Source organism: Pantoea cypripedii (genome assembly GCF_002095535.1).
Lineage (GTDB): Bacteria > Pseudomonadota > Gammaproteobacteria > Enterobacterales > Enterobacteriaceae > Pantoea > Pantoea cypripedii.
Map to the genome: position 1 here is coordinate 216,103 of NZ_MLJI01000002.1, position 23,473 is coordinate 239,575.

The following is a 23,473-nucleotide window of genomic DNA, read 5'->3' on the forward strand; positions in this document are numbered from 1 at the left end:
GCTTTATGGGTTTTAAGTGATGATTTTTATTATGAGTGTTTATAGATTAAGGCCTGTTATCACGATCAATCAGAAGCAGGTCTTACAACTTTCGAAACATCATAGTTTTACCATAGAAAGATGCAGGCAGAAATGCTTGACAGTAGGCATTACACTTCTATAGGTTTTATATGATAGCTAAAGCCAGAGTTCCTTTAAAAGTTATTTATTTTTCCCCGGAGTATGCAGTTCGCTGCAAATTATTATTTGCTATGATGAGAGAGTTAGCATGTCTATCCTTTATCCAACTTTAGAAAATATACTCCGCTTAAAGGTTAAACCCACTCCCGGTGAACTTCACTTACTAAATTACCTTGCAGAACATCTGGATGATACATACGAAATATTTTTCAATCCCTTTATCGATGGTGACAGACCAGATTTCATCATTCTGAAAAAACACACAGCTATCTTTATTGTCGAAGTGAAGGACTATACGCCAGGGAATTATAGTGTGGATGCTTTTAATAAATGGCATGTCAGTTCTGGGCAAGGGACGTCCCGGATTTCTTCACCGCAATCGCAAGCGTTCAGATATAAATCAAATTTATATAATCTACATCTGCCTGTGTTGGGTCTTAAATATCTGGAGAATCGTAATTTTTTTAGCATAGTACATCCCTATGTATATCTGCACAAAAGTGAAAGATCAGATGTTGATCATTTATACTCACATGCGCAGAGTGAATTGGTGATGCGTTCGAGACATCTTGCTGAACAGTATAAACTCAAAGAAATCTCCCATGGGAAATACAATCAACAAGCAGACCAGATCTCAACGGTAAAAAGGAAATTGACCAGAGATAAGTCCATGATTTATGGTGTCGACCGAATAAATGATCTCGTAAAAAAAATCACAAGCATTAAACCTCATATTCTCTTCGATGAACGCATTTATGATGATTTTAAGAGACGGCTCATGCCTGGAGACCATATATTAAAACAGGGAATAAAAATTCCTTTGGATGACCGTCAGACAAAAATGACAATCAGTGTTCCCGGAAAAGAAAAAATTAAAGGCGTGGCTGGCTGCGGAAAAACCACAATCATTGCTAACCGTGCCGTCAATGCCTATCACCGCCATGAGGATGCAGTCCTGATTTTGACGTTCAATATTACTCTTAAAAACATGATAAAAGATCGGATCAGTGACATTCTTGGGTATCGAGACTGTCAAAATTTTGCGGTGACAAATTATCACCAGTTTTTCAATTCACAACTGAATGAAACAGCGCAAGATATCAGTGACTTGATTGAGAAATATGGTTTTAATGAGCTATATAAGCGTGATGTATTTAACGGCTTCACTGTAGAGAAGTATCAGACAATTTTAATCGATGAGGTTCAGGACTTTGAAAGTGAATGGGTTAAAATTATCAGAGATAACTTCCTTTATTCAGACGGCGAGATGGTCCTGTTTGGTGACGAGTCACAAAATATCTATGACAGAGATAACAAAAGAGCCGCTGTGATTGCTCAGGGGTTTGGTGAATGGAAAAAGTTAAAGCGCTCCTACCGAACCAGCCTGGACTCACCTTTGAACCAACTTTTTAAAGATTACCAGCTAAAGTATTTAATCGAAAAATACTCAGACTCAGAGTTATTTGAACAGGGGAATATTCAGGCTGGTATGAATTTTGATATTATAAAATACCATTCGTGCCAGTCAGACTGGGAAAGTGAATGCTTTGAAAAAATTAAGGATTATATTAAAAGTTACAACTTCAATCCTAATGATGTCGTTATCATGTCTTCTAATATTTTCCTGGTTCGAAAGTTAAATGAGAGATTAAAAGAATCAGAAAAGACTATCTGTATGTTTGAAACTTATGCTGAACTGGCCGAACTATTCAAGGTTTGCAAAGAGGATTATGATAGCGATCGTTTAAAAATGCTTTCTCAGGATGGGTTACGGGATGTATTTAATAAGTTTTCTGAAATAAAACCTGAGATTGAAAGAGTAAGAAGAGCAAAGAAGAATCATTTTTATCAGAATAGTGGGCTTATAAAGCTATCTACAGTACACAGCTTTAAGGGACTGGAATCTAAAACCGTTTTTTATATCATGGACGATAAAGATACCCCTGAGATTATCTATACGTCAATCACTCGATCTGTAGAGAATCTTATTATCTTAGATAAAAGTAATGATAAAAAATATGCAGGGTTTTTCGACTGTATAAATTCGGATTGAAAATCAGGCCATCAATATGCCAGTCAACAAGCCATTTTGTTCCGGACGTCGTTTGCCTCCGGTGGTCCAAAACCCCCTGACAATCAGTAGCGGCGCTGATTTACGATGCCCCTACATCTGCGCTGCCTCAGACATCCTTAGCGTCCTGAGCAACAAGTCATAGAATCGATCAACCGCCTCAGCCCCCTTTGAAGCGCGGCTTCTGAACACGGCTACCTCCATCGGTTCTAGCGGTCCGAGCATATGATCGCTGCCCAGAATATCCAGGTGAGGCGGGGCGCTGCATTGCGTCAGCACCGCGACGGCCAATCCACTTTCCACTGCCGCAATTTGTCCGGCCAGGCTGGAGCTATGGTAAACCACCTTATAGCGACGCCCCTGCAATGCCAGGGCGTTGATGGCACTGCGTCTGGCGAGGCTCGCGCTTTCATAGACAGCAATTGGCAAGGGATCGCGTCGCCAGACTTCGAATTGTGAGGAACCGACCCACACCATCGGTTCGTAAAATAATAACGTCCCCTGATTGGGGGACTCACGTGAAATCAGCGCCAGGTCCAGATCCCCACTCTCAACGCGAGGAATCAGAGACGTTGATTGTTCACAACTCAGCTCGATTTCCACTGAACCATGATGCAGGGCGAACTTTTTGAGCGCTGGGGTCAGATATTTTGCCGCATAGTCATCAGGTACGCCCAGCCGGATACGGCCGGCAACGTCTTCCCCATGAAATGCCGACTGTGTTTCAGCATGCAGATCGAGCATGCGGCGTGCATACCCCAGCAATTTCTGCCCTTCTGTCGTGAGCTGTAATTGGCGTGGTCCACGCAGCAGTAACTGGCAACCCAGTGCAGATTCCAGCTTTTTAAGCTGCATACTGACTGCCGACTGGGAGCGAAAAACTTCCGGTGCCGCAGCAGAAAGCGATCCTGCATCCACCACCGCAACAAAGCATTTAAGCCAGTCCACCTGAAGATCCTGAAATGCCATACCCGCCTCATCTATTCGATATTCAAATAGTATAAACATGAATTATACGATTTTCTCAACAAAGCTATCCCGGCATAGTCATGGCTGAAAGTGCATAAAGACAAAGGATGAGGAGATGGTCAGTCCCCATATTGAGATGCATCGGCTGGACAGGAGATTAGTCTGGTCGGGCTTCCGACAGCTTTTACCCATATCGGTTTTTGTCATGGTGTTTGGCGCGGCGTTCGGTCTGGCTGCCACGCAGGAAGGTCTCAGCAATCAGACGGCTGCCACCATGAGTACGCTGGTTTTTGCCGGTTACGCCCAGTTTGCGGTGCTGGAACTGTGGGGATCCCATGTTCCGCTAATCACCCTGGCGGCGACGGTTTTCGCCATTAATGCCCGACATCTTCTGATGGGAGCCACCTTATATCCGTGGCTGCGTGTATTACCGTCAGCCAAAAAATACGGCGTGATGCTGGTTGTTTCTGATGCTAATTGGGCGATGTCAATCCAGGCATTCAGCCGAGGGCAGCCTGGCTTCGGTCTCTTGTTTGGCGGTGGTCTGGCACTCTGGGCTTTTTGGATACTCGGTACTTTGCTCGGTCTTTATTTTGGCAATGCCGTTGGTGATGTTAAGCGCCTGGGACTGGATATGGTGATGGGGTGTTTCCTGCTTGCTATGGTGTTTGAAGGCGAAAAGAACCTGAGAATGCTTTTTATCTGGATAGTCGCAGCCATCTCATCACTGATGGCTTACCGGTATCTGCCGGAAAACAGCCACGTTATTGTTGGCGCGCTGGCGGGTGGTGTTGCTGGAATAATCTCAGGGGCGCACAAAAATGAATATTGAAACCGCAGGAACAGGTTCGCTAATCATTATTCTGGTGATGGCTCTGGTCACCCTGGTAACCCGCTGGGCGGGCGTTTACATTATGTCACTGGTGCCGATCGGTGACAGAGTTAAGTTGTTCATCCAGGCCATGTCGGGTTCTGTACTGGTGGCTATCCTTACACCGATGGCGGTGACAGGGGATAACGGTGCGCGCATGGCATTGCTGACTACCGCAGTTATCATGCTGGTGCTGAAAAAGCCGTTACCGGCGATCAGTTGCGGTATCGTCGCGGCGGCTTTAATCAGGGACTTTTAGTTATTTTCACGTAATGGGGATCGCAGTGAAGACTTATCCATGCTCAATTGTTCTGATACCCGGTTACATGCTGGATGAGACACTCTGGGATGAATTCAGGAAACATCTGCCGCAAGAATGGTCCGTCTTTGACGCATCACTGACAGGTGGAAAAACGATCAGGGAAATAGCCCATGCTATTGCCGATCATCTTCCGCCCAAATTCGTGCTGATTGGTTTCTCGCTGGGTGGATATATTGCCAGGCAGCTGGCCGCGGATTTTCCGGACCGGGTGGAATCATTAGTGATCATCGCCAGTTCCCTGCGCGAAGATACCGAACAGCAGATGGAGTCAAAACAGCAAGCCATACAAGCGCTCTCCGCATCAACTTTCAAAGGATTGAGTCGTATATCGATCGCCAAATCACTGCATCCGCGTAATGCATCGGATACCAGGCTGATTTCTCATATTAAGCAGATGGGATGCCGTTTGGGTTACCAGGCATTTGTCGAACAATCAACACTACGCCGTACTGATGTTCCGGCAGCAACCATCCATTGTCCGGCACTGATTATTGCGAGTGCCAATGATGGTCTTCGCTCCCTGGATGAAGCGAATGAATTAGTTGCTGCGATTCCCGACGCCTCACTTCAGATCTTTGACGGTAGTGGACACATGGTCCCATTGGAACAGCCTGAAGAGCTGGCTCAAACTATTATCCATTGGCTGATGGAATCGGAATCGAATCAGGAGAAGTTTGTATAAAATAAAACAGTTATGTGGAGAGCAAACCCCACATAACTGTCAGCAATAATTAAGACTGAAACGCAATTAAATCAGGAAGTCATCCAGTGATTTACCGCTATCGATGGCAGCTTTAATCGGAGCGGGGGTACGTCCCTGACCAGTCCAGTTTTTTTCCTGGCCGTTTTCATCGGTATATTTGTACTTAGCAGGACGCGGTGCACGTTTGGCACGCGGTTTACCTGCGCCTTGCAAGGCTCCCAGTAATTCATTGGGATCAATACCGTCTTCCAGCAGTAATTCACGATATTTGGCCAGCTTTTCTGCTTTCTCACGAACAGCCGCTTCTTCAGCATGGCTTTCTTCACGACGCTCAGCCACAACCACGCTGAATTTCTCAAGCATTTCTTCCAGATCAGCCAGAGCCAGTTCACGTGCCTGGGCGCGCAGTGTACGAATATTATTTAACGCTTTAAGTGACTCACTCATGGAGATCTCCAAAATCTGGGTTGTTAATTTTTAAAATAGGATAAAGCCGTCAGGAGAGTATATACATACATACCATTACTGAAAAGTAAAACATGAACGTTAATAAAAATGAAGTTAAATTGTGTCTTTTATGCAAGACAATATTGTTTAACAACTGCGGTAACTTTGATCACCCATCGATTTTTCAGACAAATATTAATCTCAGCGCACAAAAAAATATTTACTTTCGGTTTTTCTCTAATTTTTAGAGGGTAGAGTCCCAGGAATCCGGCGTGACGTTGTCATATTCGCCAGGCTGTAATCGGCCAGGTAATTTATGTGAGAAATCATTTCATCCAAATCTGCTGTGGGTCTGAAGTGCTCAATGTCGAAAACAGATAAATGAGATCAATTTTTTAAATGGTTATGGCGTATTCCTGAATGGCATAGCGCTTATGCATGTGAAAGCGTTTCTGGCATTAACGCATCTCTTTATGCTTTTCTCATCATTCAATGAGAGAGCGACAAATGAATACATTATTTACCCCCATAACTGCTGGCAAACTGCGCCTTCAGCATCGTGTTGTGATGGCACCGGCAACGCGGATGCGCACCGATATTGGCGGCATCCCCGGTGATTTAATGGTTGAGTATTACCGGCAGCGCGCCACTCAGGGTGGACTGTTGATTGCCGAAGCCACCGCAATTTCACCTTTCGCCAATGCGTATGCCGATGCACCCGGCATCTTCAATGATGCTCAGGCTGTGGGATGGCAACGTGTGGTTGCTGCCGTTCATGCGCAGGGTGGCCAGATTGTACTGCAACTGTGGCATCCTGGACGGCAGTCGCTGCCGGAGCTGTCAGAGGGACATCAGCCCGTCGCCCCCTCGGCATTGCTGGCGCGCGATACCTACGGCGTGGGTAAAGATGAAGAGGGTACTTATCAGGGAAAATTGTTTCCTGAACCTCGTGCGCTGGATGAGCACGAAATCTACGAAATCATAGAAGAATTTCGTCTTGCCGCGGTCAGGGCAAAATCTGCGGGTTTCGACGGTGTTGAACTTCATGCAGCGAACGGATACCTGCCCGAGCAATTTCTTCTGGACGGCAGTAACCACCGTCAAGATGCGTGGGGCGGGAGCCGGCCAAACCGTGCACGCTTCCTGCTGGAAGTGGTTTCAGTGCTGACAGACGTATGGGGAGCGGGGCGGGTGGGTGTGCGCATTTCGCCCAGCGGCATTTATGGTGATATGCACGATACCGATCCGGCGGCGACTTTCAGTTATCTGGCCGGGAAGCTTAATGACGCGGGGCTGGCTTATCTGCACATCATCGAGCCACGGATTGTCGGGCCGGAAGATCGGGAGACGGGTTACTCTGAACCCGTTGCCAGTCGTCAGCTACGGGAGTTTTATCACGGTATCATTATCGCAGCAGGTGGCTTCAAGCCTGAGGCCGCTGAAAAAATGCTGGATGCGGGTGAGGCTGATTTAATTGCGTTCGGCAGGTTGTTTACCTCGAACCCTGATCTTCCGGTGCGAATCAGGAATGGGTACCCGCTGGCACATTATCAGCGCGATACCTTCTTTGGCGGGGACGCCCGGGGATATACTGATTTTCCAGCCTATGCGAAATAACTAATGAGGGCAGCCATATGGCTGCCCTTATCTGTGAGCACTAAATTTGAGATACCCCTATCGAAGCGCCGCCATCGACATACAGCGTCTGCCCGGTAATAAACCCCGCCTCCTCTGATAACAGGAAATGAATAGCAGCAGCAATTTCATCAGGTTTCCCGAAGCGTTTCATGGGGACACTGGCGAGATAGCGTTGCTCGCCCTCACTACCCGGTGCATTGCTGGCACGGAACAGCTCCGTCTCAGTCGGGCCAGGTGCGACGGCATTCACCGTTATGCCCCGCGTAGCCAGTTCGAGCGCCCAGCTGCGGGTAAAGCTGACTAATGCAGCTTTGGCGGCAGCATATGACGTTCGTTGAGGCACGCCGAGTACAGTCAGGCTGGCAATATTGATAATCCTGCCCCAGCCGCGAGCCTGCATTCCCGGCAAGGCAGCCTGAGCCGCCAGCAGCGCGGGATGTAAGTTAACCCTCATTACCTCATCGAGTACGTCAGGTGTCACATCCGGCATTAACTGTGGCCGCACCAGGCCAACGTTATTTATGACTCCGTCGAGAGTAAACTCAGCATTTAAGTCGCGCATCTTCAGCTGAACTGCTGGAGTATCGGCCAGGTCAAGCGTGATGAAATGGCCGGGATAATCCCGCTCAGGGGCGTGACGGGCAATGCCAATCACGGTATGCCCTGCTGCTGCCAGGCGTTGAGATAAGGCGTAACCGATGCCTTTGCTGGCGCCGGTAATGAGAAACGTTCTTTGCGGATTCATATCATCCTCCAGTAGATGGCACGACAAAACCGGCGCAGTTATCTGCGCCGGAAAAAGAATGGATCCTGGGATTGAGGTTAAGACGCAGATGCTGCCTGTAAAGCCACATCGGCGGCACTGATCCCTTCCAGCGCCAGACCGTAACCCGCTCCTTCATCAATGATGCGACGCAATTTTTGTGTCAGGGCGATACGGGTATAACGGCTCGTCAGTGGTGGCAGGGCGGCAAGCGATTCTGCCAGCTGATGGGCGCGCGCCAGCAAGGTGTCACGCGGTAAAATCTCATTCACAACGCCCCAGTCTTTTGCCGTTGCCACATCCAGCTCCTGACGCGTCAGCAGAAAATAGCGACCACGCACGCTGCCTATCACTTCAGGCCATAGCAGGTTGACGCCGTCTCCCGGCACAATGCCAAATTCGAAATGAGGCTTATCCTGAAATACGGTATCGGGTGTTGCCAGCACGATGTCAGAGAGCAGTACGTATTCTGAATGCAGACGTACCGGGCCGTTTAATGCCGCAATCACCGGCACTTCAATGTCCAGCAGATTCATCAGTACCTTTTTGCCTTCGCGATAGATTTTGTCGTAGCCACGAGGCGTGAAGAAATCGAACCCATCCGGGCTGATATTTTCCATAAAGGCATTGCCTGCCCCTGTCAGGATAACCACGCGGTTATCCGGGTCGGCACCGATCTGATGAAACAGTTCGACAAATTCTTCGTGTGTATGGCCGTTAAACAGCAAAGCGCCACCATCGGTGTGAAACATCACCTCCAGTACACCGCTAGCCGAACGGGTAAGGCGAGCATTGTTGAAGCTGTTACGGTAATTTTCGAAACGGGACATAGTCATTTTCCTTCCGGGTTATCAGGATTCGATTAAAGCGTTCAGTTTTGTGACAGCACGCATTACTGCGGGACGTGCAGATACGGTTGCAAACCAGCGGGTGAGGTTGGGTAGTGTTTCGAGACTGACGCCAGCAAATTCACGTCGCCATATCCACCCGTAATGAGCGATATCAGCGATGGTGTATTCATCACCTGCAAGCCAGGGGGTTTTAGCAAGCTGGCGCTCCAGCAGGCTGGTGACCCTGATGGCCTCAGCGTTAAAGCGTTGCTGTGCCAGTGGCTGGGGTTCACTGGCAAGCCGGGTGAAGAATCCGGCCTGTCCGAATGCCGGACTGACCGCCGAGGCATGGAAAAAAAGCTGCTCAAAAACCCTGGCGCGGGGCAGTCCTGATGAGGGAAGCAGCAAGGCGTGCTTCTCAGCCAGATAAACCAGAATGGCCGCTGATTCACTCAGCACCGTATCGGTATTGTGGTCAAACAGAACCGGTACTTTGCCGTTGGGATTCAGTTGCAGAAAGTTATGATGTTTTTGCTCACCCTGGCGAACGTTAACAGCGTGCAGTTTCCACGGCTGTTCAAGTTCTTCCAGCAGGATGGCGGGTTTAATGCTGTTGGGTGTGGCGAAGGCGTAAAGTTCGTACATTGTCTGGCTCCACATTTGGCGGGTTAGCGGGGCTGTTAATTCAGCCGCATTGTCGTCGAAGTGGAGTATCTGCTATTGTCACAGGGCATGGCAGATGGCCAAAAATCATAATTGCTATTCCTGGGAGGAATACCATGGATCGCTTTCAGGCGATGCAGATGTATGTTCAGGTTGTTGATGCCGGTTCGTTTTCGGCAGCGGCACGCATACTGGATATTGGTCAGCCCGCAGTGTCGAAGACCATCGCTCAGCTGGAAAAGCATCTCGAAGTCCGTTTATTGCTGCGAACCACGCATGGGCTGACACCAACCGAAGCGGGGCAACGATTCTATGAACGCGTCCGTATTGCTTTGCAGCAAGCGGAAGAAGCGGAGATGGCAGCGCGCGGCGCTGACAAGGGGCTTTCAGGCATATTGCGGGTTGCCGCCGCACCGACCTTTGCCCGGCTTCATGTCATTCCGCACCTGCCAGAATTTATGTCGCAGCATCCGCAGCTGAAAATCGATATCAAACTCGACGACCGCCCTATCGATTTGGTTGCGGAAGGTATCGATATCTGTCTGCGGATGGGAACCCTGCAGGACTCGGGGGCCGTGGCGCGCAAGCTGGCAACCTCACCACGTTCGGTACTGGCAACGACGGAGTATTTAAACCGTCACGGTTACCCGGCGCATCCGAAGGAGTTGAGTCAGCATGAAGCGCTGGTTTTCAGCCAGCTGACTGATGTGTGGCAGTTCAGCCGGGGAAATGAGGTTGAGAATGTCGAGTTAAAAGGGCGGCTTCATCTCAGCGCAGCGGAAGGCGTTCGGGCAGCTGTGCTGGCGCATATGGGGATAACCGTTGCGTCAGACTGGATGTTTTCTCAGGAAATAGCTGACGGAACCGTCGAGCGATTAGTCAGCGACTGGACATTGCCAGACATAGATCTGTGGGCCGTTTTTCCTGGCGGACGGATGGCCACCGCCAAAGCCCGCCAGTTTGCGGCGTTTGTTGAGAGCGTGATACAGGGCTAAACGGCAGGATTGGCTATGGCTTCAGGGAAGATCTCAGTGTTTGATGTACTGACGGTCTTGCTCGGTCAGGCCTGTCATTTTCATAATAAATGCCCAGTCCATACCGTTTTCCAGCATAGTCTGCGCAACTTTCAGGATGGCTTCTCGCGCACCAAGTTGTTTGCCTTTCTGCTCAAGTTGTTGGGCAATGGTCATAAGCTCTTCCTCATGCTGTGGCACTCGCTGGGCCAATTCACGAATAAAATTTTCTGAATTTGGCGTTTCACCGGCTTGTAGTATGTAGTTTACCAGCGTCAGCATCTGTTGTCTGGTCATAAATTCTTCCAGCATCAGCTTGCCTAATTGATCCAGAAATTCATTTAGATCACGCTGGCGTATGTGTTTCTGCAACAGAGTCAGGGCTGCCATACTTCGGTGCTGCATGATTTCCTCGTCCGGAATGACTGTAATATCAACCAGCGGGAAATCGCCATTGTAAAGCTCAGTCGCCTGAATCGGATCGCTGAACAACTCCAGCCAGTTTACCGGGTACGGATAGGGGCTACGTTTCCCCTGGTAAAACAGTACGGGGATCACCAATGGCAGAGTTTTATGCCCGGCATCAAGATGACGCTGCATAGTAGCAATAGCATAACGCATCAGTCGGAATGCCATATGCTTGTCGGGTGAACTCTGGTGCTCGATGAGGACGTGGATATAGCCTTCACCTTTGCTGGTACGGAGTGAGTAGAGCACATCGCTGTAGTAAGGTCTCAGGTCTTCCTCGACAAAGCTGCCGGACTCAAGTTTAAGGGTTGCCAGATCGCAAATCTTCAATAGATCCGGTGGCAAATGCAGAGACATAAAATCCCGTGCAGTTGTGGGATGTGACAGAAATGTCTTAAAAACTGCATCATGGGGTGTCGGGGTATGTTTTTCCTTCATCCGGTGACCTTCCATTGGTTATCGATTGGCATGGAGCTTTAGTGCTCTTTTCCCACACAGAGGTTGTGGTCAATGCTGGTGGGAAAATAACACATAATATTGCGGATTGTGAACAGCGAATTAACCACAAAATCTCTGACTGCCGTGTTTTCGTAACAGCATTATGTAATCCGTGAAGGTAATCAGATGAGTCCTTAATTGCATGTGCTGCGCTAACTAATAGCCATGATAATTTCCACAAATATTAAAAGAGTCAGGTCCTGAAGAGGTATTTTACTCTTCAGTCATTCTGATGCAGGATGCTATTTACTCCTCCCCAGACACTGCTATCCGTTGATAACACTTCCACCGTGCCCGTGAGACTATTCCGGCGGAATAATAGGTTATTTTTACCCGATAAATCTCGAGCATAGCTGACCGTGCCATCTGGTAACGTCACCTTGGTGCCGGACGTCACGTACAGACCGGCCTCAACAATACATGAATCACCGAGAGAGATACCTATCCCTGCATTGGCACCCAGCAATGAGCCTTTGCCGATGCGGTTTTTCTGTTTCCCACCGCCGGAGAGGGTTCCCATGATAGATGCCCCGGCACCGACATCACTGCCGTCTTCTACCGTGACGCCAGGGGTTATTCGTCCCTCAACCATGCACTGTCCTAACGTGCCCGCATTAAAGTTAATAAAGCCTTCATGCATCACTGTCGTGCCCTGAGAGATATAAGCGCCGAGGCGAACTCTGTCGGCATCAGCAATACGAACACCGGAAGGAATGACGTAATCAACCATACGGGGAAATTTATCAATGCTGAAAACATTGAGCTGATGATAGTCACCGGCGACAAGATGTCGCAGGCGTTGGACATCATCAGGAAATACCGGGCCTGCCGTTGTCCAGGCTATGTTCGGAAGATACTGAAAGAGTCCTTCAAGGTTAATCTCGTTGGGTTGGTATTCTCGTAAAGACAGCAGGCTGAGCCGAAGATAAGCATCCTCTGTCGATGTGATGTCTTTGGAAATATCAATCTCAATTTCAAAAGGTTCGCACCGTATGATGTTATGTTTCACCGCCAGGCAGGAACGATGGTGAAATTCTCCCTCAGGAAAATATGCATCAATCGTTTTATTCGTCTGAATATCAACGTAGCGGTTGCCGTTGCGTTTAACTCTATTTTCCATCGTTTTTATTTCCTGTTCAGATTCAGTCACTGAAAAATTCGTACCCTAAGGGTAAAAATCTGGAGATGCTGTAACGACGCGATTTATGTCAAAAATTCACGTGGGGTGGTGCCCAGTGTGGCACGGAATGTTGCGGTAAAAGCAGCTGGGCACGAAAAACCGAGCTGATAAGCGACCTGTTTGATGGGAATGCCATTAGAGAGCAGATCGAGTGAAGCACAAATCCTGGCCCTCTGCTTCCAGGTTCTGAAGCTGAAACCGGTGTCCCGCATAAACAGGCGAGAAAAAGTGCGCTCCGACATGGCCGCGATATCAGCCAGGTCGCTCAATGAAGCCTCCCAACGGTGGTTGACAAGTAACTCCCGCGCAGCACGCGACAAACGTTCATCCTGCGGCATAGGAAGTTCGGTTGACAGATGGTCTGCTTCGCTGAGGATTTCCATTAACAAAAGGGCCATCGTCCGGTGGCTGGCTGCCTGATAGTCATCACTGAACAGCCCGGTTATCAGTTCTTTTACCAGGGCCGTAGCCGTAATCACATGCACGTAGCTGCTTTTTGTAAAGCTGGTACAGGCCTCAATCAGGCTGCGGCTGAAATAAATCGTGCGGAGTTCAGTGTGGGAAAGCAGGCTGTAGCTATGCTCCTGAAGCGGCGGGAGCCAGAGCGCCCGTTGGGGCGGGATCACCCAGCGGTTCTCTCCGGTTTCAACCAGCATCACACCCCGGGTCGCAAACAGTAGCTGTCCCTCGACATGGTAATGAGGAAGATCCACTTCCCCCCGCCTGTAACTTTTGGCGAGCCTCGACCAGCCGATCGCCTCATCGTGCCTTGGCGCTTTATCTACATTGTTTGGCATTTCAGATTCAGACCCTGCAATTATGATTATCCTGCGGACGCGGTAAAACACCGCGATCAGGGACAACTGTAGCAATAAACATCACCTCAAATCGAATCACCTTCATCTGCAAAGAGATAAGTATATGGCTTCAATTTCATCCGGCTCCGGTAATGCTTCAGCGACGACTGCTGATAAAACACCAGGGCCAGCTCAGGGTTTTTTAGTCAGCATTGTGGGAGCAACGGCACTGGCTCATGGATGTAACGACATGATCCAGGCAGTGCTGCCCTCCATCTATCCGATGCTTAAAGCCAGTTTTACGCTCTCCTATACCCAGATTGGCCTGATATCTTTGGTTTATCAGTTAACCGCCTCTCTGCTGCAACCCTGGGTGGGACTATATACCGATAAACATCCCAAACCCTTTCTGCTCCCTGCGGGGATGGGGGTGACACTTCTCGGGATTGGATTGCTGGCCATTGCCGGTAATTTCATGATGATTTTGGTGGCCGCCGCGCTGGTTGGGGTGGGGTCATCCACTTTCCATCCGGAGGCATCCCGTGTCGCACGCATGGCGTCAGGTGGACGTTTTGGTACCGCGCAGTCCGCCTTCCAGGTGGGTGGGAATGCAGGTTCCGCTTTTGGACCATTACTGGCAGCGCTGCTCATCATCCCGCATGGCCAGCTGTCCGTGGCCTGGCTTATGATTTGTGCGCTTATCGCCATTGTTGTTTTGACGAAAATCAGCCGCTGGTCGGTACAGCATGGCCACGCACATCTGGCACGCCACAGTAGTGTGCCTCTGCAAAAATTAACCAAAGGTAAAATGATTCAGGCGCTGGCAGTCGTTGGTATTCTGATGTTCGCCAAGTTTACCTATATCGCATCACTCAGTAATTACTTCACTTTTTACCTGGTTCAGCGTTTTAGTCTGCCGCTGCAGCATGCCCAGATGTGCCTGTTTGCGTTCCTTGCCGCTGTGGCTATCGGTACCTTTGCTGGTGGGCCGGTAGGTGACCGCATTGGCCGCAAAGCTGTTGTCTGGCTGTCATTCCTTGGCGTGATCCCTTTTGCCTTAATTCTGCCGCATGTGGATCTTCTGTGGACGATAGTGTTGACCATCGTCATCGGGCTTGTGCTGTCCTCTGCTTTCGCCGCGCTGGTTGTCTACGCCCAGGAAGTGGTTCCCGGTCGGGCTGGCATGGTCGCCGGAATCATGTTCGGCACGATGTTCGGGGTCGGTGGCCTCGCTGCTGCCGGTCTGGGCAAACTGGCGGATATGTACGGTATCGCCTGGGTGTACGGCTTATGTGCCTTCCTGCCGTTACTGGGCTTTGCGACCTTATTTATGCCTGAGACCCGTACAGGGCAGAAAAAAACGGCCTGACCACGATTTTTTTTCCGGCTGCAGGTGCGACCGGGTTAAAGCCTATAGCAATCGAAGCATTCAATGGAGCAATGGCGGATGCGCATACATTTTATCGTACATGAATATTTTGAAGCCCCAGGAGCCTATGAAACCTGGGCAAACAAGGCGGGACATCAGGTGACTTTCTCCCGCGTTTATCTGGGAGAGGCACTTCCGAATGATGTGACTGGCATTGATTTTCTGATTGTGATGGGAGGGCCACAGGATCCGGCTACCACCCGCGAGGCTTGTCCTCATTTCGATTCCGTCGGCGAACAGGCGGTGATTGCTGCTGCGGTGGCGGCGGGTAAGGTCGTGATAGGTATATGCCTTGGCTCCCAGCTGATTGGCGAAGCCCTCGGTGCCTCTTTCAGCCACAGCCCTGAGAGGGAGATTGGAAAATTTCCTGTCACGCTGACAGATGCGGGAAAAGCGCACCCTCTGTTCTCGCATTTCGGTGATGTTTTAGAGGTTGGACACTGGCACAACGACATGCCCGGACTTACTCAGGATGCGCAAATCCTTGCCTTCAGCGAAGGTTGTCCACGCCAGATTGTGGCCTATAGCGACCGTGTTTTTGGCTTCCAGTGCCATATGGAACTGACAACGGATGTTGTGGAACGACTGATTCAGCATTCAGAGCATGAACTCAGTCGGGCCGCAGAATACAGGTTTGTAGATACGCCAGAGACCTTGCGCAACCATGATTATGAAGAGATGAATCGGGTGCTGTACGAGTTTCTGGATAAGGTCTCCGCTGTATACCTCGGCCACTAAACCCGCACACGCAATATTTGAGTTCAGATGAAACTCAAATTAAAGAGGCGGCCCATGCCAATTCTGCCACTGTCGGTCATGTTCACTTCGCGATACCCGTGGATGCGGGTTATCCATTCTTTCTTAAGAAAAAGATCCATGAGTGCCGCGCCCGCATTACCGCCCAGATGGAAGCGTCTTTCGCTCCAGTCCAGACAAGGACAACAGGGCTTACGGCGAGAGTGTGAGTTAAGCACCACGCCAAGTTGCTCAAAATGGTTTTTGCCAGCCAACGTCAGCTTTGAACCATCTGCCTCAAGCCACTTATCCCGCAGCATAAACTCATAAATGTTCACTGCAAGCTCGCCCGCCAGATGGTCATAGCAGGTGCGAGCATACCGAAGATGTACCGGCGTACTGGACGCGGGGGCTTTGGGGGTTTGCATGGATACCCCCATCAGATTTTCCAGCAGCCCGGCGATATGATGGCCCGCAAGGCTGTAATAACGGTGACGCCCCTGCGTTAGACAAATAACCAGCCCATTGCTGAGGAGCCGACTGAGATGTCCGCTGGTTGTGGATGCGGCAATGCCAGCCACTGCGCTGAGCTCAGTGGCCGTCCATGCGCGCCCATCCATCAGGGCGCAGAGAATACTGACTCTTGATGGGTCAGATATCGCAGAAGCAACCATTGCCATTGATGTTTCAAGAGCATCATCCGGTTCAGAATTGCGCTGAGTGTTAAGGAAATTCATATAGAAGGTATGGCCCATTTTTGAGTAACTTCAGCTGCCCGGATATCATCATCCGTCACCAGAATGAGTCGGTTACTGTGGTCGCTGTACTGTACCAGAATATTAATGCCATGCCTGGCAAGGGTGGCAGCGATTTCTCCCAGCTCTCCAGGCCGTTCCTGTGGCAATTTTCTTATCACGGGTTGCCTGACGCTACTGACGTTAAAGCCAGCATCTGACAGTACCTTACGGGCTTTTTCACCGTCTTCAACAAGGAAATGCGCGTGTCCGGCATCGGGCGCTGAAAATACGCCGCCGCCTTCAAGCCCCACTCCATTCTTGCCCAGTACAGTACCAAGTGAACCAAGCGAGCCTGGGGTATTGCTGAGAATGACGTGAATGTCATACATGCTGATGTGCCTCCTTGTCAGAAGAGTAGTCACGAAATACACGGGCAATGCGTATTCTGTAGAATGAAAAAATTGACTGCTTACCTTCTTGCTGTGCTGCCTTATGCATTACATTTTGCTTCCATCCGACGACAGACTCTTCATCTTCCCACCATGACAACGAAAGGATTTTTCCGGGCGTATTCAGGCTCTGAAAGCGCTCAATAGAAATAAACCCTGGTGTGTCTGACAATAAAGGTTTCAGCTCAGTAGCAAGCTGAAGATATCTTTCCTGAGCCTCAGGCAGGGCATCTGCCTCAAAAAGTACCGCAATCATGTCTCTGCTCCATCGTTAATTTCCGGTGAGTTTATTGCTGACGGAGGCAGGTTGCTTCGGTCAGCACCGAAGGATGCATGTGCGGTAAAAAGTTGTCGGGGTGGAAAGGAGATCGAGGAGCAGGAACAGCTTTGAAATTTGCAGGTGGCCTAATATGACCTCACCAAATAAGGTGACAGAAAATCCTCTACTTCTTGTTTGCCGATACCTGTCGTATAGCGGATACCCGCATTCTTTAAAATATTGAGTCCTTTCCCCCTGTTTCCTGGATGCGGATCTTCTATAGCAACATAGATATGTTGTGGCTTCAGCTCAGCGAGTGTTAAAGCACAGGAGGGGGTTCTGCCTTGAAAGGAGCAGGGTTCAAGCGTGACAAATATTTCACATTCACCAATTGGAAAGGTTAGTTTTGAAATGGCGTCTATCTCAGCGTGATGGTGGCCCGGAGATTGTGTGAAACCTTTGGAAACTACTTTCCCTTTATGGACAATCACGCATCCTACAGGTGGATTTGGTCTGCATAGTGGTAACGCCTGACGGGAGTATTCAAGCGCCAACAGCATGAATTCCAGCTTTTCGCTCATACACTTTTTCTGCCTGAGTATGTAAGTCATAGATTTACGATTTTTAAGGTATCAGGCATAAATGTCCATAATTTAGATATATTAAATAACAGCTATGGCACGCCCCGTCGATTCACAAGGATTGATGCCAGGAATGTCCACTCCTGGCCGGGTGATGCAGGAAAGGCCACAGGCAGCTTTGAGCGAAAAGCGGACGTCAGCCGCAGCTCTCACAACTGATGTTGAATGACTAGATTCGTAATGAATAAATCAAAGCGGAGAAGGTCACTGTCGCTCTGTCCGAGCAATTTTTTTGAGTGCAAATATATCTGATCATTAAAGCTAGCTGATCTCGTATTGTTTGGTGCATACTCACAACATAAATCTCAGGCTTTAGCTTTAACATTTCTACTAACGGCAATATTCATAAACAAATGGAGGTGTTCATGGGCTGGGAACTTCATATCGTAAGAACAGAAAATTGGTTTGATAGTGCAAATGATCCAATTAAGAGTGAAGAATGGCTTCAGCTCGTTGATAATGATGAAGAATTATCAATAGATAAAAAGAATGGTGATTTCTTTGCTACATGGAATGTCCATCAGCCACATGATGAACCATGGCTCGAATGGTATGATGGACGAATTTACACTAAGCAGCCCTGTGAGGCCCTGTATTGTAAAATGTTGCAGATAGCGAGCAAGCTCGATGCTGTCGTTGTCGATGATGACGATCGCAAATATTTATTACCGAGTGATTTGAGAAATCCATCCTGGGCTAATTCATCGGCTGACACTGAAAAGAAGAGTTCATTATGGCGTAAGTTAATTTCAAAATTATTCCCATAATAATTAAAGCTTAGCGGCATTAATAAATGTGTAAAGGTTCGATTACTTACTCTGTTTTTTTCTATTCATATTTTATGTTACTTGTAGCTTTACAAGCTGTATCTTTCAGTTGGCCTGCGAACCATAATTAACATATCTCAATATCCGCTCCTGGCACTCAGGGGACATTTATAGCCATAATGGCAAGAGCAGTACCACTCTCATACTTGACACTCAGCCGATCATGCCCAGACTATGCAGACTACCATAATTGGAACGGCTCATGGATATCCAATTCGCAAACCTCACCCCGAACAGCCCAGGATTTGTTGAGTTAAGATCGCAGAGCATGGCTGAAGGATTTAATATGCTACGTCGGTTGGAAGAAAATTGGCTTAGCGGCCATAACCGCTTTGACAGGCCCGGAGAAAAACTGATTGGGGCTTATGCTGATGGTTTAATTGTTGGCGCGTGCGGACTTAACATCGATCCTTTTGCGCAAGCAGCTGGAACCGGACGTCTGCGACATTTCTATGTAGACATTGGATGGAGAAATAGGCGGATAGGCAGCGGTCTGCTCAGTGAAATACTTAAGGATGCTGACCGCTGGTTTGATTTTATCAATACGAATGCACCCTCATCGGCATTCACTTTCTATGAACGATCTGGCTTTGTTGCTTTATCTGGTATAGATAAAGTCACACACCAATTATGCCTGAGAAACCCAGCATGGTAATGCAGTCACGAATTGTACAGACAGCTAATTCTGTCCATGCATGCAGAACGGCTGCTGAAATACTTTCAAGAGTTCAAAGTATCTGACTGGCAGCTTTGAGCGAAGAGCGGATCTTTGATAGCGCTTCTCACACAAAGTGAAAACTGGGATACGGTAACTCTTAACCAGTCACTAAACTCACAATCATGGGAAATAGAACCACGCTGTAGAAATGAGGTCGTTTTTAATTTCAAAAACAGCAACGCTCTCCAGAGGCTGGTCTGATAAACCATATATTAATTCGTGATCGAAAACTTTGTTGCCCATTACGATTCTGGAAATAAGTTCTGCTCTAAGTAACGGATTGTTAAAGCGATTATTCATGTAAAACTCACGTAATGATTCTTTCCCTTCTGTTGAAGGACGCTCACTTGGCATCCGATAACCTTTGAAATCCTCTGAAAAGCAAGACATGAATGCTTCAATATCGTGGGCATTATAGGCTTCAAACTGAGCTTTAACAGGTGAATCGGAAGACATAACAAAAAACCCCAAATGAATTTATATTCAGATATAAAGCATATAAAATCACACAAACGACATATTAACAAGTTGTAAAATAAACTGAGTCAAATTTTGATGCAGTCCGCTCCTGGCACGAAGCGGACGCAAGTTATAACAAGCTGATGCCCCTTCTGCTCCCTGGCAGGCCCCGCTGAACTGCAACATATGAGTTTTGATTTCGGTAGCTTGGATCTGATGGCGAATGGCAAGGTAACTTCAGCGCGAAAAGTATAATGTCCAGATAGCTTAAAAAGATTCAGATGGGATACTACCTTTAATTTGCCTGTCAACAACGGGGTTACGTATGATACCCAGCACCAGCCACTAGCAACATTGCCTTGATACGCAGGGGGATTCAATAATGAAATCTAAATCAGCAAGCCCCCCAAACGATAAAGAAAATCAAGCTGTTGCCTCCTCTGAACCCACCGTCATGAGCGAACATGACAAAGCCGTGCTCGCCAAAATAGCGCAGTTGCCGGATGACCTTTTCAGTAAATGTGAACGGCAAGTGGACAAAGGCACGAAAACCTATCGCCTCCAGCGCGAATCCCATGGTGGCAATAGCGTCTTTTTCAATCAGGATGGTAAGGACTACCGTTACAACCTGGTGGATGGGACGACGGGCGCGATGTACCTTGCTGAATCCCCTGAAACAGCCTTAAAAGAAGTGTTCCAGAACAAAAAAGGCCTTAAAGAGTCAGACCTCGATGATTATTTCATGGGGGTTATCGCGCTGGAAAAAGACATGAAGGTGTTGCAGATTCAGGAGCTGATTAAAGGTTCCCGGCTGACCCTGAATGATGTCACGACGTCAACGCGTGCGGTCACCCAGCAACTTGCGCGGAGAGTACATAAAGCAGGGTTTGATGGCATGTATTATCCGTCGAACGTCACCGGCGAGGAGTGTCTGGTGCTCTGGCACCACAAGCCTGCAGGAGAAGGGGTTGCCTCCACACTTGAGCAAACCTGTCTGAGCGATTATGAGCTGGATGGCAGGGAAACGGCTGACATCCTTGTCAATGACCTGGGCATTTCCGTCGAGGAAGGATAAGCGTTATCAGGCCGGATCCTGTGAGCCAAAAAGCCTTGCCAGACGGTGCAGCTCTTCCATCACCATCGGGTCGGGATTGCTTCTCAGCACTTCAGCAACGGTGAATGGTTTTCCGTTGGATGGATAACCGTCCAGTACCGTATTACGCTCTTCCATAAAGAAAGAATATTGCATACGGTCGCTGAATTTTCCTAAGTGCGCCAGCAACTCTTTCACGCCTTTGAGGACACCGTCTTGTGAGATTTTTTCGTCATCGGTAAATTGAAAAATGGGATAGTAAAATTCCCCATCCAGATCGATGGCGAGCAGCCTGCCATTTTTTCTCCAGGTATTCACCGTGGTTTTGGTTTTACCGAGGGCCGTGGCCGCCTCTGCTGTCGACAGTACACCGCCGTCAGCCGCAAGGGTCTGAGTGAACATGATCTTGCTTTTCAACCGTCGCTGGAGGCGCTTTTTCTCTTTGGTCTGACTCTGGATCGCCAGTTCGGTACTGTATTGCGCAATCAGGTTGAAGGCGAAAACTAGGTCTGTTTGCGCCATGCTTTCCGCGCTGACGCTGGTTTTACCCGCGCGAATATTGTCAGCCACTTCACCGATGATGTTGAGCAATCTGTCTGCGGAGGTGACGGAAAAAAGACTGTCGGAGGAGCCTGCATGCGCATGGCGTTTATGCGTGGTTGTGGTCATAAATAATCCCTCCTCTTTTCGATTTCACAATATGAATACTACTGCAAATCGAAAAGTTGCACAACATTTGCCCGAATGACCTGCCGCCAGCGCGATGGCTGGCAGCCGCTTATATCACTCAGGACGACACTTTGCCGCGCGGATCGTCAATATGCTGTTTTGCCACGTCATAGCGGATGCCTTCCCGATGCAGGATACGCACATTTTTTACCACCGTCGCCAGCGCCTTGAGGAAGGTTGCGGAGTGTTCATGGCGTTCATAGGCTTCAATGTCGGCCCAGCCCTCTGATAAATGGAAGGCGTCGGGATTCACTAAATCCTGTGAAAAGGCATAGAAGACACACCCCGGCAATTGCTGTGCTGCCTGCATTTCAGGCTTAACCGCTTCGATAAATGTCTGGCGGTCATCCGGATGTACGCGGTAGTAAGCACTGACGATGATTGCAGTCGGTTGCGTTTTGTCATGGTCGCCCGCAGATGAGATGCGTGTGTCGGTAGTTTGCTGATTCATTGGATGCTCCTGATGATTTAAAGAGTGACTTAGCCCTGTTCACCGGAAAACGCGCGCCAGGCGGCCAGCGTATCCAGTGATTCCCGCAACAGTTTGATTTTGCCGTCTTCTGCCACCAGACGACCGGCATAGGTCTGTTTATAGACGCGGTCAGTACCTGCAATGCCCGCTTCGACACTGTATTCACCGAACGCCTGGGTCGGCGTATCAATCAGGAACTGAATATTGCGGAATTTAAAATCCGGAACCTTGTTCAGCAATCCGGCAATAAAAGCTTCGATTTCCTGCGGACCCTGCACACGATGTGGCAGGCCCAGCGTCTGGAGATAGGGTAATTCCAGCACGCCGTCAGCGGCGAAAAGGGCAGCGGCGGTGTGGGGGTTCTGGATGCTGTCGAGATAATTTTGCAGTAGCTGCACGGCTGTTTTCATGATGCATTTGCTCCTGAAGTTGTCATGGTCCGCTCGGGTTCGGCGGTGTGAAATCACGATAATCAACTTCGGGGATTTGCAAAACAGCAAAGAATGAAACCCATCATTTCAATTATGCAATGATGGGCGTAGATATCAGCCGCGCCAGCGCCAGTCGGGTTCACTCAGATGCCGGGCAAAGAAGTCAGAGAGCACTCTGACCTTGAGTGGGCGACTGCGCGAGGTCGGGGTGACGAAATACAGGCCGCCCTGGGTCATGGTCCATTCCTCAAGCAAACGCACCAGACGACCATCGCGCAGATACTCAGTCGCAATAAATTCCGGTAGTTCAGAGATACCCAGCCCTTCAAGTAATGGTGGGAGCAGCGCATCGGAATTTGTCACCCGCAAGGGGCCGTTCGGCACAATGTCTTCCTGTAAACCCGTGGTGTGGGTGAAACGCCATACCTGACTGCGCGCGCGATAGGCATAACTGAAACATTGTCGTGTGGAAAGTTCCCTGGGGTGAGTGGGGGCTCCGTGCTCAGCAAGATACGCCGGGGTCGCCACCAGGAACTGCGTCACTGCGCACAGACGTCGCGCCACCAGCGAGGAATCCGGCAGTGCCGCAATACGTAATGCGGCATCGAAGCCTTCGGCGATCAGATCCACTGATGCATCGGAAAGATGCAAATCCACACTCAGTTCCGGGAACTGACGCATCAGTTCTGGCATCAGCGGCGCTACCCAGCGCAGGCCAAAGGACATCGGCACGGCAAGGCGCACCTGCCCGCGCGGCTGAACGGAAAGCTCATGAGCCTCGCTCTCGACTTCTTCTGCCTGGCGATACATCTCCGATGCTTTCGCCGACATGCTCTGACCAAACTCCGTCAGCGCTAGCTGGCGGGAGGTACGGTTAAACAGCCTGCCGCCCAGTCGCTCTTCAAGACGGGCCACGGCACGTGACACCGTGGGTACAGATACGCCCATCACTCGCGCCGCAGCGGCGAATGAACCTTCTTCTGCCACCTTGGCAAACATCGCCAGTCCTTCGAAGTCGGGAAATTTGTTCATTTCAAATCTGCAATGATGAGTTTCAAACCATTCTATTTTGAAGAGAACG

Annotated in this window: 28 protein-coding genes; 11 read left to right on the forward strand and 17 right to left on the reverse strand. The window is 49.2% G+C overall.

Annotated features, from left to right (window positions below; all coding sequences use genetic code 11):
* The first annotated feature begins 268 nt into the window (after positions 1-268).
* Positions 269-2,233, forward strand: a complete 1,965-nt coding sequence (locus tag HA50_RS22130; protein ID WP_084879001.1) for a nuclease-related domain-containing DEAD/DEAH box helicase — start codon at positions 269-271, stop codon at positions 2,231-2,233.
* A gap of 111 nt (positions 2,234-2,344) precedes the next feature.
* Here HA50_RS22130 and HA50_RS22135 read toward each other — a convergent pair whose 3' ends face one another.
* On the reverse strand, positions 2,345-3,220 hold the full coding sequence (locus HA50_RS22135) for a LysR family transcriptional regulator (protein WP_084879002.1): 876 nt from the start codon (positions 3,218-3,220) through the stop codon (positions 2,345-2,347).
* Positions 3,221-3,335: 115 nt separating this feature from the next.
* Between HA50_RS22135 and HA50_RS22140 the strand changes: the two genes are divergently transcribed.
* The 3 genes from HA50_RS22140 to HA50_RS22150 are packed head-to-tail and all read left to right on the forward strand — an operon-like array spanning position 3,336 to position 5,095.
* A complete protein-coding gene (locus tag HA50_RS22140; protein ID WP_084879003.1) occupies positions 3,336-4,052 on the forward strand; it encodes an AzlC family ABC transporter permease in 717 nt (238 codons plus the stop codon).
* Positions 4,042-4,350 carry an AzlD family protein gene (locus HA50_RS22145; RefSeq protein WP_084879004.1) on the forward strand — a complete coding sequence of 103 codons (309 nt, stop codon included), beginning with the start codon at positions 4,042-4,044 and terminating at the stop codon, positions 4,348-4,350. Before HA50_RS22140 ends, HA50_RS22145 begins: the two co-directional genes overlap by 11 nt.
* A 25-nt stretch (positions 4,351-4,375) precedes the next feature.
* Positions 4,376-5,095 (forward strand): alpha/beta fold hydrolase, encoded by a 720-nt coding sequence (locus tag HA50_RS22150; RefSeq protein ID WP_244193634.1) that lies wholly within the window; start codon positions 4,376-4,378, stop codon positions 5,093-5,095.
* Between the two features lie 66 nt (positions 5,096-5,161).
* Here the strand turns inward: HA50_RS22150 and HA50_RS22155 are convergent, their stop codons facing one another.
* On the reverse strand, positions 5,162-5,563 hold the full coding sequence (locus HA50_RS22155) for an H-NS family histone-like protein (protein ID WP_084879005.1): 402 nt from the start codon (positions 5,561-5,563) through the stop codon (positions 5,162-5,164).
* Between the two features lie 507 nt (positions 5,564-6,070).
* On the opposite strand from HA50_RS22155, the gene HA50_RS22160 reads away from it, so the two are divergent.
* Positions 6,071-7,180, forward strand: coding sequence for an alkene reductase (locus HA50_RS22160; protein WP_084879006.1), 1,110 nt, complete (start codon positions 6,071-6,073; stop codon positions 7,178-7,180).
* Positions 7,181-7,220: 40 nt separating this feature from the next.
* Here the strand turns inward: HA50_RS22160 and HA50_RS22165 are convergent, their stop codons facing one another.
* The 3 genes from HA50_RS22165 to HA50_RS22175 form a co-directional block, all read right to left on the reverse strand.
* On the reverse strand, positions 7,221-7,946 hold the full coding sequence (locus HA50_RS22165; RefSeq protein ID WP_084879007.1) for an SDR family oxidoreductase: 726 nt from the start codon (positions 7,944-7,946) through the stop codon (positions 7,221-7,223).
* Positions 7,947-8,023: 77 nt separating this feature from the next.
* Positions 8,024-8,794, reverse strand: a complete 771-nt coding sequence (locus tag HA50_RS22170) for an enoyl-CoA hydratase/isomerase family protein (protein ID WP_084879008.1) — start codon at positions 8,792-8,794, stop codon at positions 8,024-8,026.
* Between the two features lie 21 nt (positions 8,795-8,815).
* On the reverse strand, positions 8,816-9,439 hold the full coding sequence (locus tag HA50_RS22175; protein ID WP_084879009.1) for a glutathione S-transferase family protein: 624 nt from the start codon (positions 9,437-9,439) through the stop codon (positions 8,816-8,818).
* Positions 9,440-9,573: 134 nt separating this feature from the next.
* Between HA50_RS22175 and HA50_RS22180 the strand changes: the two genes are divergently transcribed.
* Complete coding sequence (locus tag HA50_RS22180) at positions 9,574-10,452, forward strand: LysR family transcriptional regulator (protein ID WP_084879010.1); 879 nt, start codon at positions 9,574-9,576, stop codon at positions 10,450-10,452.
* A gap of 33 nt (positions 10,453-10,485) precedes the next feature.
* Here the strand turns inward: HA50_RS22180 and HA50_RS22185 are convergent, their stop codons facing one another.
* The 3 genes from HA50_RS22185 to HA50_RS22195 form a co-directional block, all read right to left on the reverse strand.
* Complete coding sequence (locus HA50_RS22185) at positions 10,486-11,376, reverse strand: Rpn family recombination-promoting nuclease/putative transposase (protein ID WP_084879011.1); 891 nt, start codon at positions 11,374-11,376, stop codon at positions 10,486-10,488.
* Between the two features lie 280 nt (positions 11,377-11,656).
* Positions 11,657-12,556 carry a DapH/DapD/GlmU-related protein gene (locus HA50_RS22190; protein ID WP_084879012.1) on the reverse strand — a complete coding sequence of 300 codons (900 nt, stop codon included), beginning with the start codon at positions 12,554-12,556 and terminating at the stop codon, positions 11,657-11,659.
* Positions 12,557-12,639: 83 nt separating this feature from the next.
* A complete protein-coding gene (locus HA50_RS22195) occupies positions 12,640-13,413 on the reverse strand; it encodes an AraC family transcriptional regulator (RefSeq protein WP_084879013.1) in 774 nt (257 codons plus the stop codon).
* A gap of 124 nt (positions 13,414-13,537) precedes the next feature.
* Between HA50_RS22195 and HA50_RS22200 the strand changes: the two genes are divergently transcribed.
* Positions 13,538-14,782, forward strand: a complete 1,245-nt coding sequence (locus tag HA50_RS22200; protein ID WP_084879014.1) for an MFS transporter — start codon at positions 13,538-13,540, stop codon at positions 14,780-14,782.
* Between the two features lie 78 nt (positions 14,783-14,860).
* On the forward strand, positions 14,861-15,580 hold the full coding sequence (locus HA50_RS22205) for a type 1 glutamine amidotransferase (protein ID WP_084879015.1): 720 nt from the start codon (positions 14,861-14,863) through the stop codon (positions 15,578-15,580).
* A gap of 23 nt (positions 15,581-15,603) precedes the next feature.
* Here the strand turns inward: HA50_RS22205 and HA50_RS22210 are convergent, their stop codons facing one another.
* The 4 genes from HA50_RS22210 to HA50_RS22225 form a co-directional block, all read right to left on the reverse strand.
* Positions 15,604-16,314, reverse strand: a complete 711-nt coding sequence (locus tag HA50_RS22210; RefSeq protein ID WP_084879016.1) for an ArsR/SmtB family transcription factor — start codon at positions 16,312-16,314, stop codon at positions 15,604-15,606.
* Positions 16,311-16,703, reverse strand: coding sequence for an amino acid-binding protein (locus HA50_RS22215; protein WP_084879017.1), 393 nt, complete (start codon positions 16,701-16,703; stop codon positions 16,311-16,313). Before HA50_RS22215 ends, HA50_RS22210 begins: the two co-directional genes overlap by 4 nt.
* The gene (locus HA50_RS22220; RefSeq protein ID WP_084879018.1) at positions 16,696-17,019 is read right to left on the reverse strand and encodes an antibiotic biosynthesis monooxygenase family protein; all 324 of its coding nucleotides are present in this window, start codon (positions 17,017-17,019) and stop codon (positions 16,696-16,698) included. The genes HA50_RS22215 and HA50_RS22220 overlap by 8 nt, the downstream gene beginning before the upstream one ends.
* A gap of 149 nt (positions 17,020-17,168) precedes the next feature.
* A complete protein-coding gene (locus tag HA50_RS22225; protein ID WP_084879019.1) occupies positions 17,169-17,603 on the reverse strand; it encodes a bifunctional diaminohydroxyphosphoribosylaminopyrimidine deaminase/5-amino-6-(5-phosphoribosylamino)uracil reductase RibD in 435 nt (144 codons plus the stop codon).
* Positions 17,604-18,028: 425 nt separating this feature from the next.
* On the opposite strand from HA50_RS22225, the gene HA50_RS22230 reads away from it, so the two are divergent.
* Positions 18,029-18,430: a hypothetical protein gene (locus HA50_RS22230; protein ID WP_084879020.1), complete on the forward strand. Its 402-nt coding sequence runs from the start codon at positions 18,029-18,031 to the stop codon at positions 18,428-18,430.
* A 262-nt stretch (positions 18,431-18,692) separates the two neighbouring features.
* Positions 18,693-19,145 (forward strand): GNAT family N-acetyltransferase, encoded by a 453-nt coding sequence (locus HA50_RS22235; RefSeq protein WP_084879021.1) that lies wholly within the window; start codon positions 18,693-18,695, stop codon positions 19,143-19,145.
* A 183-nt stretch (positions 19,146-19,328) separates the two neighbouring features.
* On the opposite strand, the gene HA50_RS22240 is transcribed toward HA50_RS22235, so the two are convergent.
* Entirely contained in the window at positions 19,329-19,664 is a 336-nt protein-coding gene (locus tag HA50_RS22240; RefSeq protein ID WP_084879022.1) for a nuclear transport factor 2 family protein, read from the reverse strand.
* 385 nt (positions 19,665-20,049) lie between these two features.
* Here HA50_RS22240 and HA50_RS22245 point away from each other — a divergent pair, with 385 nt between their 5' ends.
* Positions 20,050-20,742 carry an RES family NAD+ phosphorylase gene (locus HA50_RS22245; protein WP_084879023.1) on the forward strand — a complete coding sequence of 231 codons (693 nt, stop codon included), beginning with the start codon at positions 20,050-20,052 and terminating at the stop codon, positions 20,740-20,742.
* A 6-nt stretch (positions 20,743-20,748) separates the two neighbouring features.
* Here the strand turns inward: HA50_RS22245 and HA50_RS22250 are convergent, their stop codons facing one another.
* The 4 genes from HA50_RS22250 to HA50_RS22265 form a co-directional block, all read right to left on the reverse strand.
* Positions 20,749-21,429: a helix-turn-helix domain-containing protein gene (locus tag HA50_RS22250; protein ID WP_084879024.1), complete on the reverse strand. Its 681-nt coding sequence runs from the start codon at positions 21,427-21,429 to the stop codon at positions 20,749-20,751.
* A gap of 118 nt (positions 21,430-21,547) precedes the next feature.
* Entirely contained in the window at positions 21,548-21,940 is a 393-nt protein-coding gene (locus tag HA50_RS22255) for a putative quinol monooxygenase (RefSeq protein ID WP_084879025.1), read from the reverse strand.
* A 29-nt stretch (positions 21,941-21,969) separates the two neighbouring features.
* Complete coding sequence (locus tag HA50_RS22260) at positions 21,970-22,371, reverse strand: nuclear transport factor 2 family protein (RefSeq protein ID WP_084879026.1); 402 nt, start codon at positions 22,369-22,371, stop codon at positions 21,970-21,972.
* A gap of 135 nt (positions 22,372-22,506) precedes the next feature.
* Positions 22,507-23,424 carry a LysR family transcriptional regulator gene (locus tag HA50_RS22265; protein WP_084879027.1) on the reverse strand — a complete coding sequence of 306 codons (918 nt, stop codon included), beginning with the start codon at positions 23,422-23,424 and terminating at the stop codon, positions 22,507-22,509.
* Positions 23,425-23,473: the final 49 nt, after the last annotated feature.

Bases quoted from the DNA above. Each gene is read 5' to 3' on its own strand.
- HA50_RS22130 (WP_084879001.1), top strand. From the start codon at position 269: ATGTCTATCCTTTATCCAACTTTAGAAAATATACTCCGCTTAAAGGTT.
- HA50_RS22135 (WP_084879002.1), bottom strand. From the start codon at position 3,220: ATGGCATTTCAGGATCTTCAGGTGGACTGGCTTAAATGCTTTGTTGCG.
- HA50_RS22140 (WP_084879003.1), top strand. From the start codon at position 3,336: ATGGTCAGTCCCCATATTGAGATGCATCGGCTGGACAGGAGATTAGTC.
- HA50_RS22145 (WP_084879004.1), top strand. From the start codon at position 4,042: ATGAATATTGAAACCGCAGGAACAGGTTCGCTAATCATTATTCTGGTG.
- HA50_RS22155 (WP_084879005.1), bottom strand. From the start codon at position 5,563: ATGAGTGAGTCACTTAAAGCGTTAAATAATATTCGTACACTGCGCGCC.
- HA50_RS22160 (WP_084879006.1), top strand. From the start codon at position 6,071: ATGAATACATTATTTACCCCCATAACTGCTGGCAAACTGCGCCTTCAG.
- HA50_RS22165 (WP_084879007.1), bottom strand. From the start codon at position 7,946: ATGAATCCGCAAAGAACGTTTCTCATTACCGGCGCCAGCAAAGGCATC.
- HA50_RS22170 (WP_084879008.1), bottom strand. From the start codon at position 8,794: ATGTCCCGTTTCGAAAATTACCGTAACAGCTTCAACAATGCTCGCCTT.
- HA50_RS22175 (WP_084879009.1), bottom strand. From the start codon at position 9,439: ATGTACGAACTTTACGCCTTCGCCACACCCAACAGCATTAAACCCGCC.
- HA50_RS22180 (WP_084879010.1), top strand. From the start codon at position 9,574: ATGGATCGCTTTCAGGCGATGCAGATGTATGTTCAGGTTGTTGATGCC.
- HA50_RS22185 (WP_084879011.1), bottom strand. From the start codon at position 11,376: ATGAAGGAAAAACATACCCCGACACCCCATGATGCAGTTTTTAAGACA.
- HA50_RS22190 (WP_084879012.1), bottom strand. From the start codon at position 12,556: ATGGAAAATAGAGTTAAACGCAACGGCAACCGCTACGTTGATATTCAG.
- HA50_RS22195 (WP_084879013.1), bottom strand. From the start codon at position 13,413: ATGCCAAACAATGTAGATAAAGCGCCAAGGCACGATGAGGCGATCGGC.
- HA50_RS22200 (WP_084879014.1), top strand. From the start codon at position 13,538: ATGGCTTCAATTTCATCCGGCTCCGGTAATGCTTCAGCGACGACTGCT.
- HA50_RS22205 (WP_084879015.1), top strand. From the start codon at position 14,861: ATGCGCATACATTTTATCGTACATGAATATTTTGAAGCCCCAGGAGCC.
- HA50_RS22210 (WP_084879016.1), bottom strand. From the start codon at position 16,314: ATGAATTTCCTTAACACTCAGCGCAATTCTGAACCGGATGATGCTCTT.
- HA50_RS22215 (WP_084879017.1), bottom strand. From the start codon at position 16,703: ATGTATGACATTCACGTCATTCTCAGCAATACCCCAGGCTCGCTTGGT.
- HA50_RS22220 (WP_084879018.1), bottom strand. From the start codon at position 17,019: ATGATTGCGGTACTTTTTGAGGCAGATGCCCTGCCTGAGGCTCAGGAA.
- HA50_RS22225 (WP_084879019.1), bottom strand. From the start codon at position 17,603: ATGAGCGAAAAGCTGGAATTCATGCTGTTGGCGCTTGAATACTCCCGT.
- HA50_RS22230 (WP_084879020.1), top strand. From the start codon at position 18,029: ATGGGCTGGGAACTTCATATCGTAAGAACAGAAAATTGGTTTGATAGT.
- HA50_RS22235 (WP_084879021.1), top strand. From the start codon at position 18,693: ATGGATATCCAATTCGCAAACCTCACCCCGAACAGCCCAGGATTTGTT.
- HA50_RS22240 (WP_084879022.1), bottom strand. From the start codon at position 19,664: ATGTCTTCCGATTCACCTGTTAAAGCTCAGTTTGAAGCCTATAATGCC.
- HA50_RS22245 (WP_084879023.1), top strand. From the start codon at position 20,050: ATGAAATCTAAATCAGCAAGCCCCCCAAACGATAAAGAAAATCAAGCT.
- HA50_RS22250 (WP_084879024.1), bottom strand. From the start codon at position 21,429: ATGACCACAACCACGCATAAACGCCATGCGCATGCAGGCTCCTCCGAC.
- HA50_RS22255 (WP_084879025.1), bottom strand. From the start codon at position 21,940: ATGAATCAGCAAACTACCGACACACGCATCTCATCTGCGGGCGACCAT.
- HA50_RS22260 (WP_084879026.1), bottom strand. From the start codon at position 22,371: ATGAAAACAGCCGTGCAGCTACTGCAAAATTATCTCGACAGCATCCAG.
- HA50_RS22265 (WP_084879027.1), bottom strand. From the start codon at position 23,424: ATGAACAAATTTCCCGACTTCGAAGGACTGGCGATGTTTGCCAAGGTG.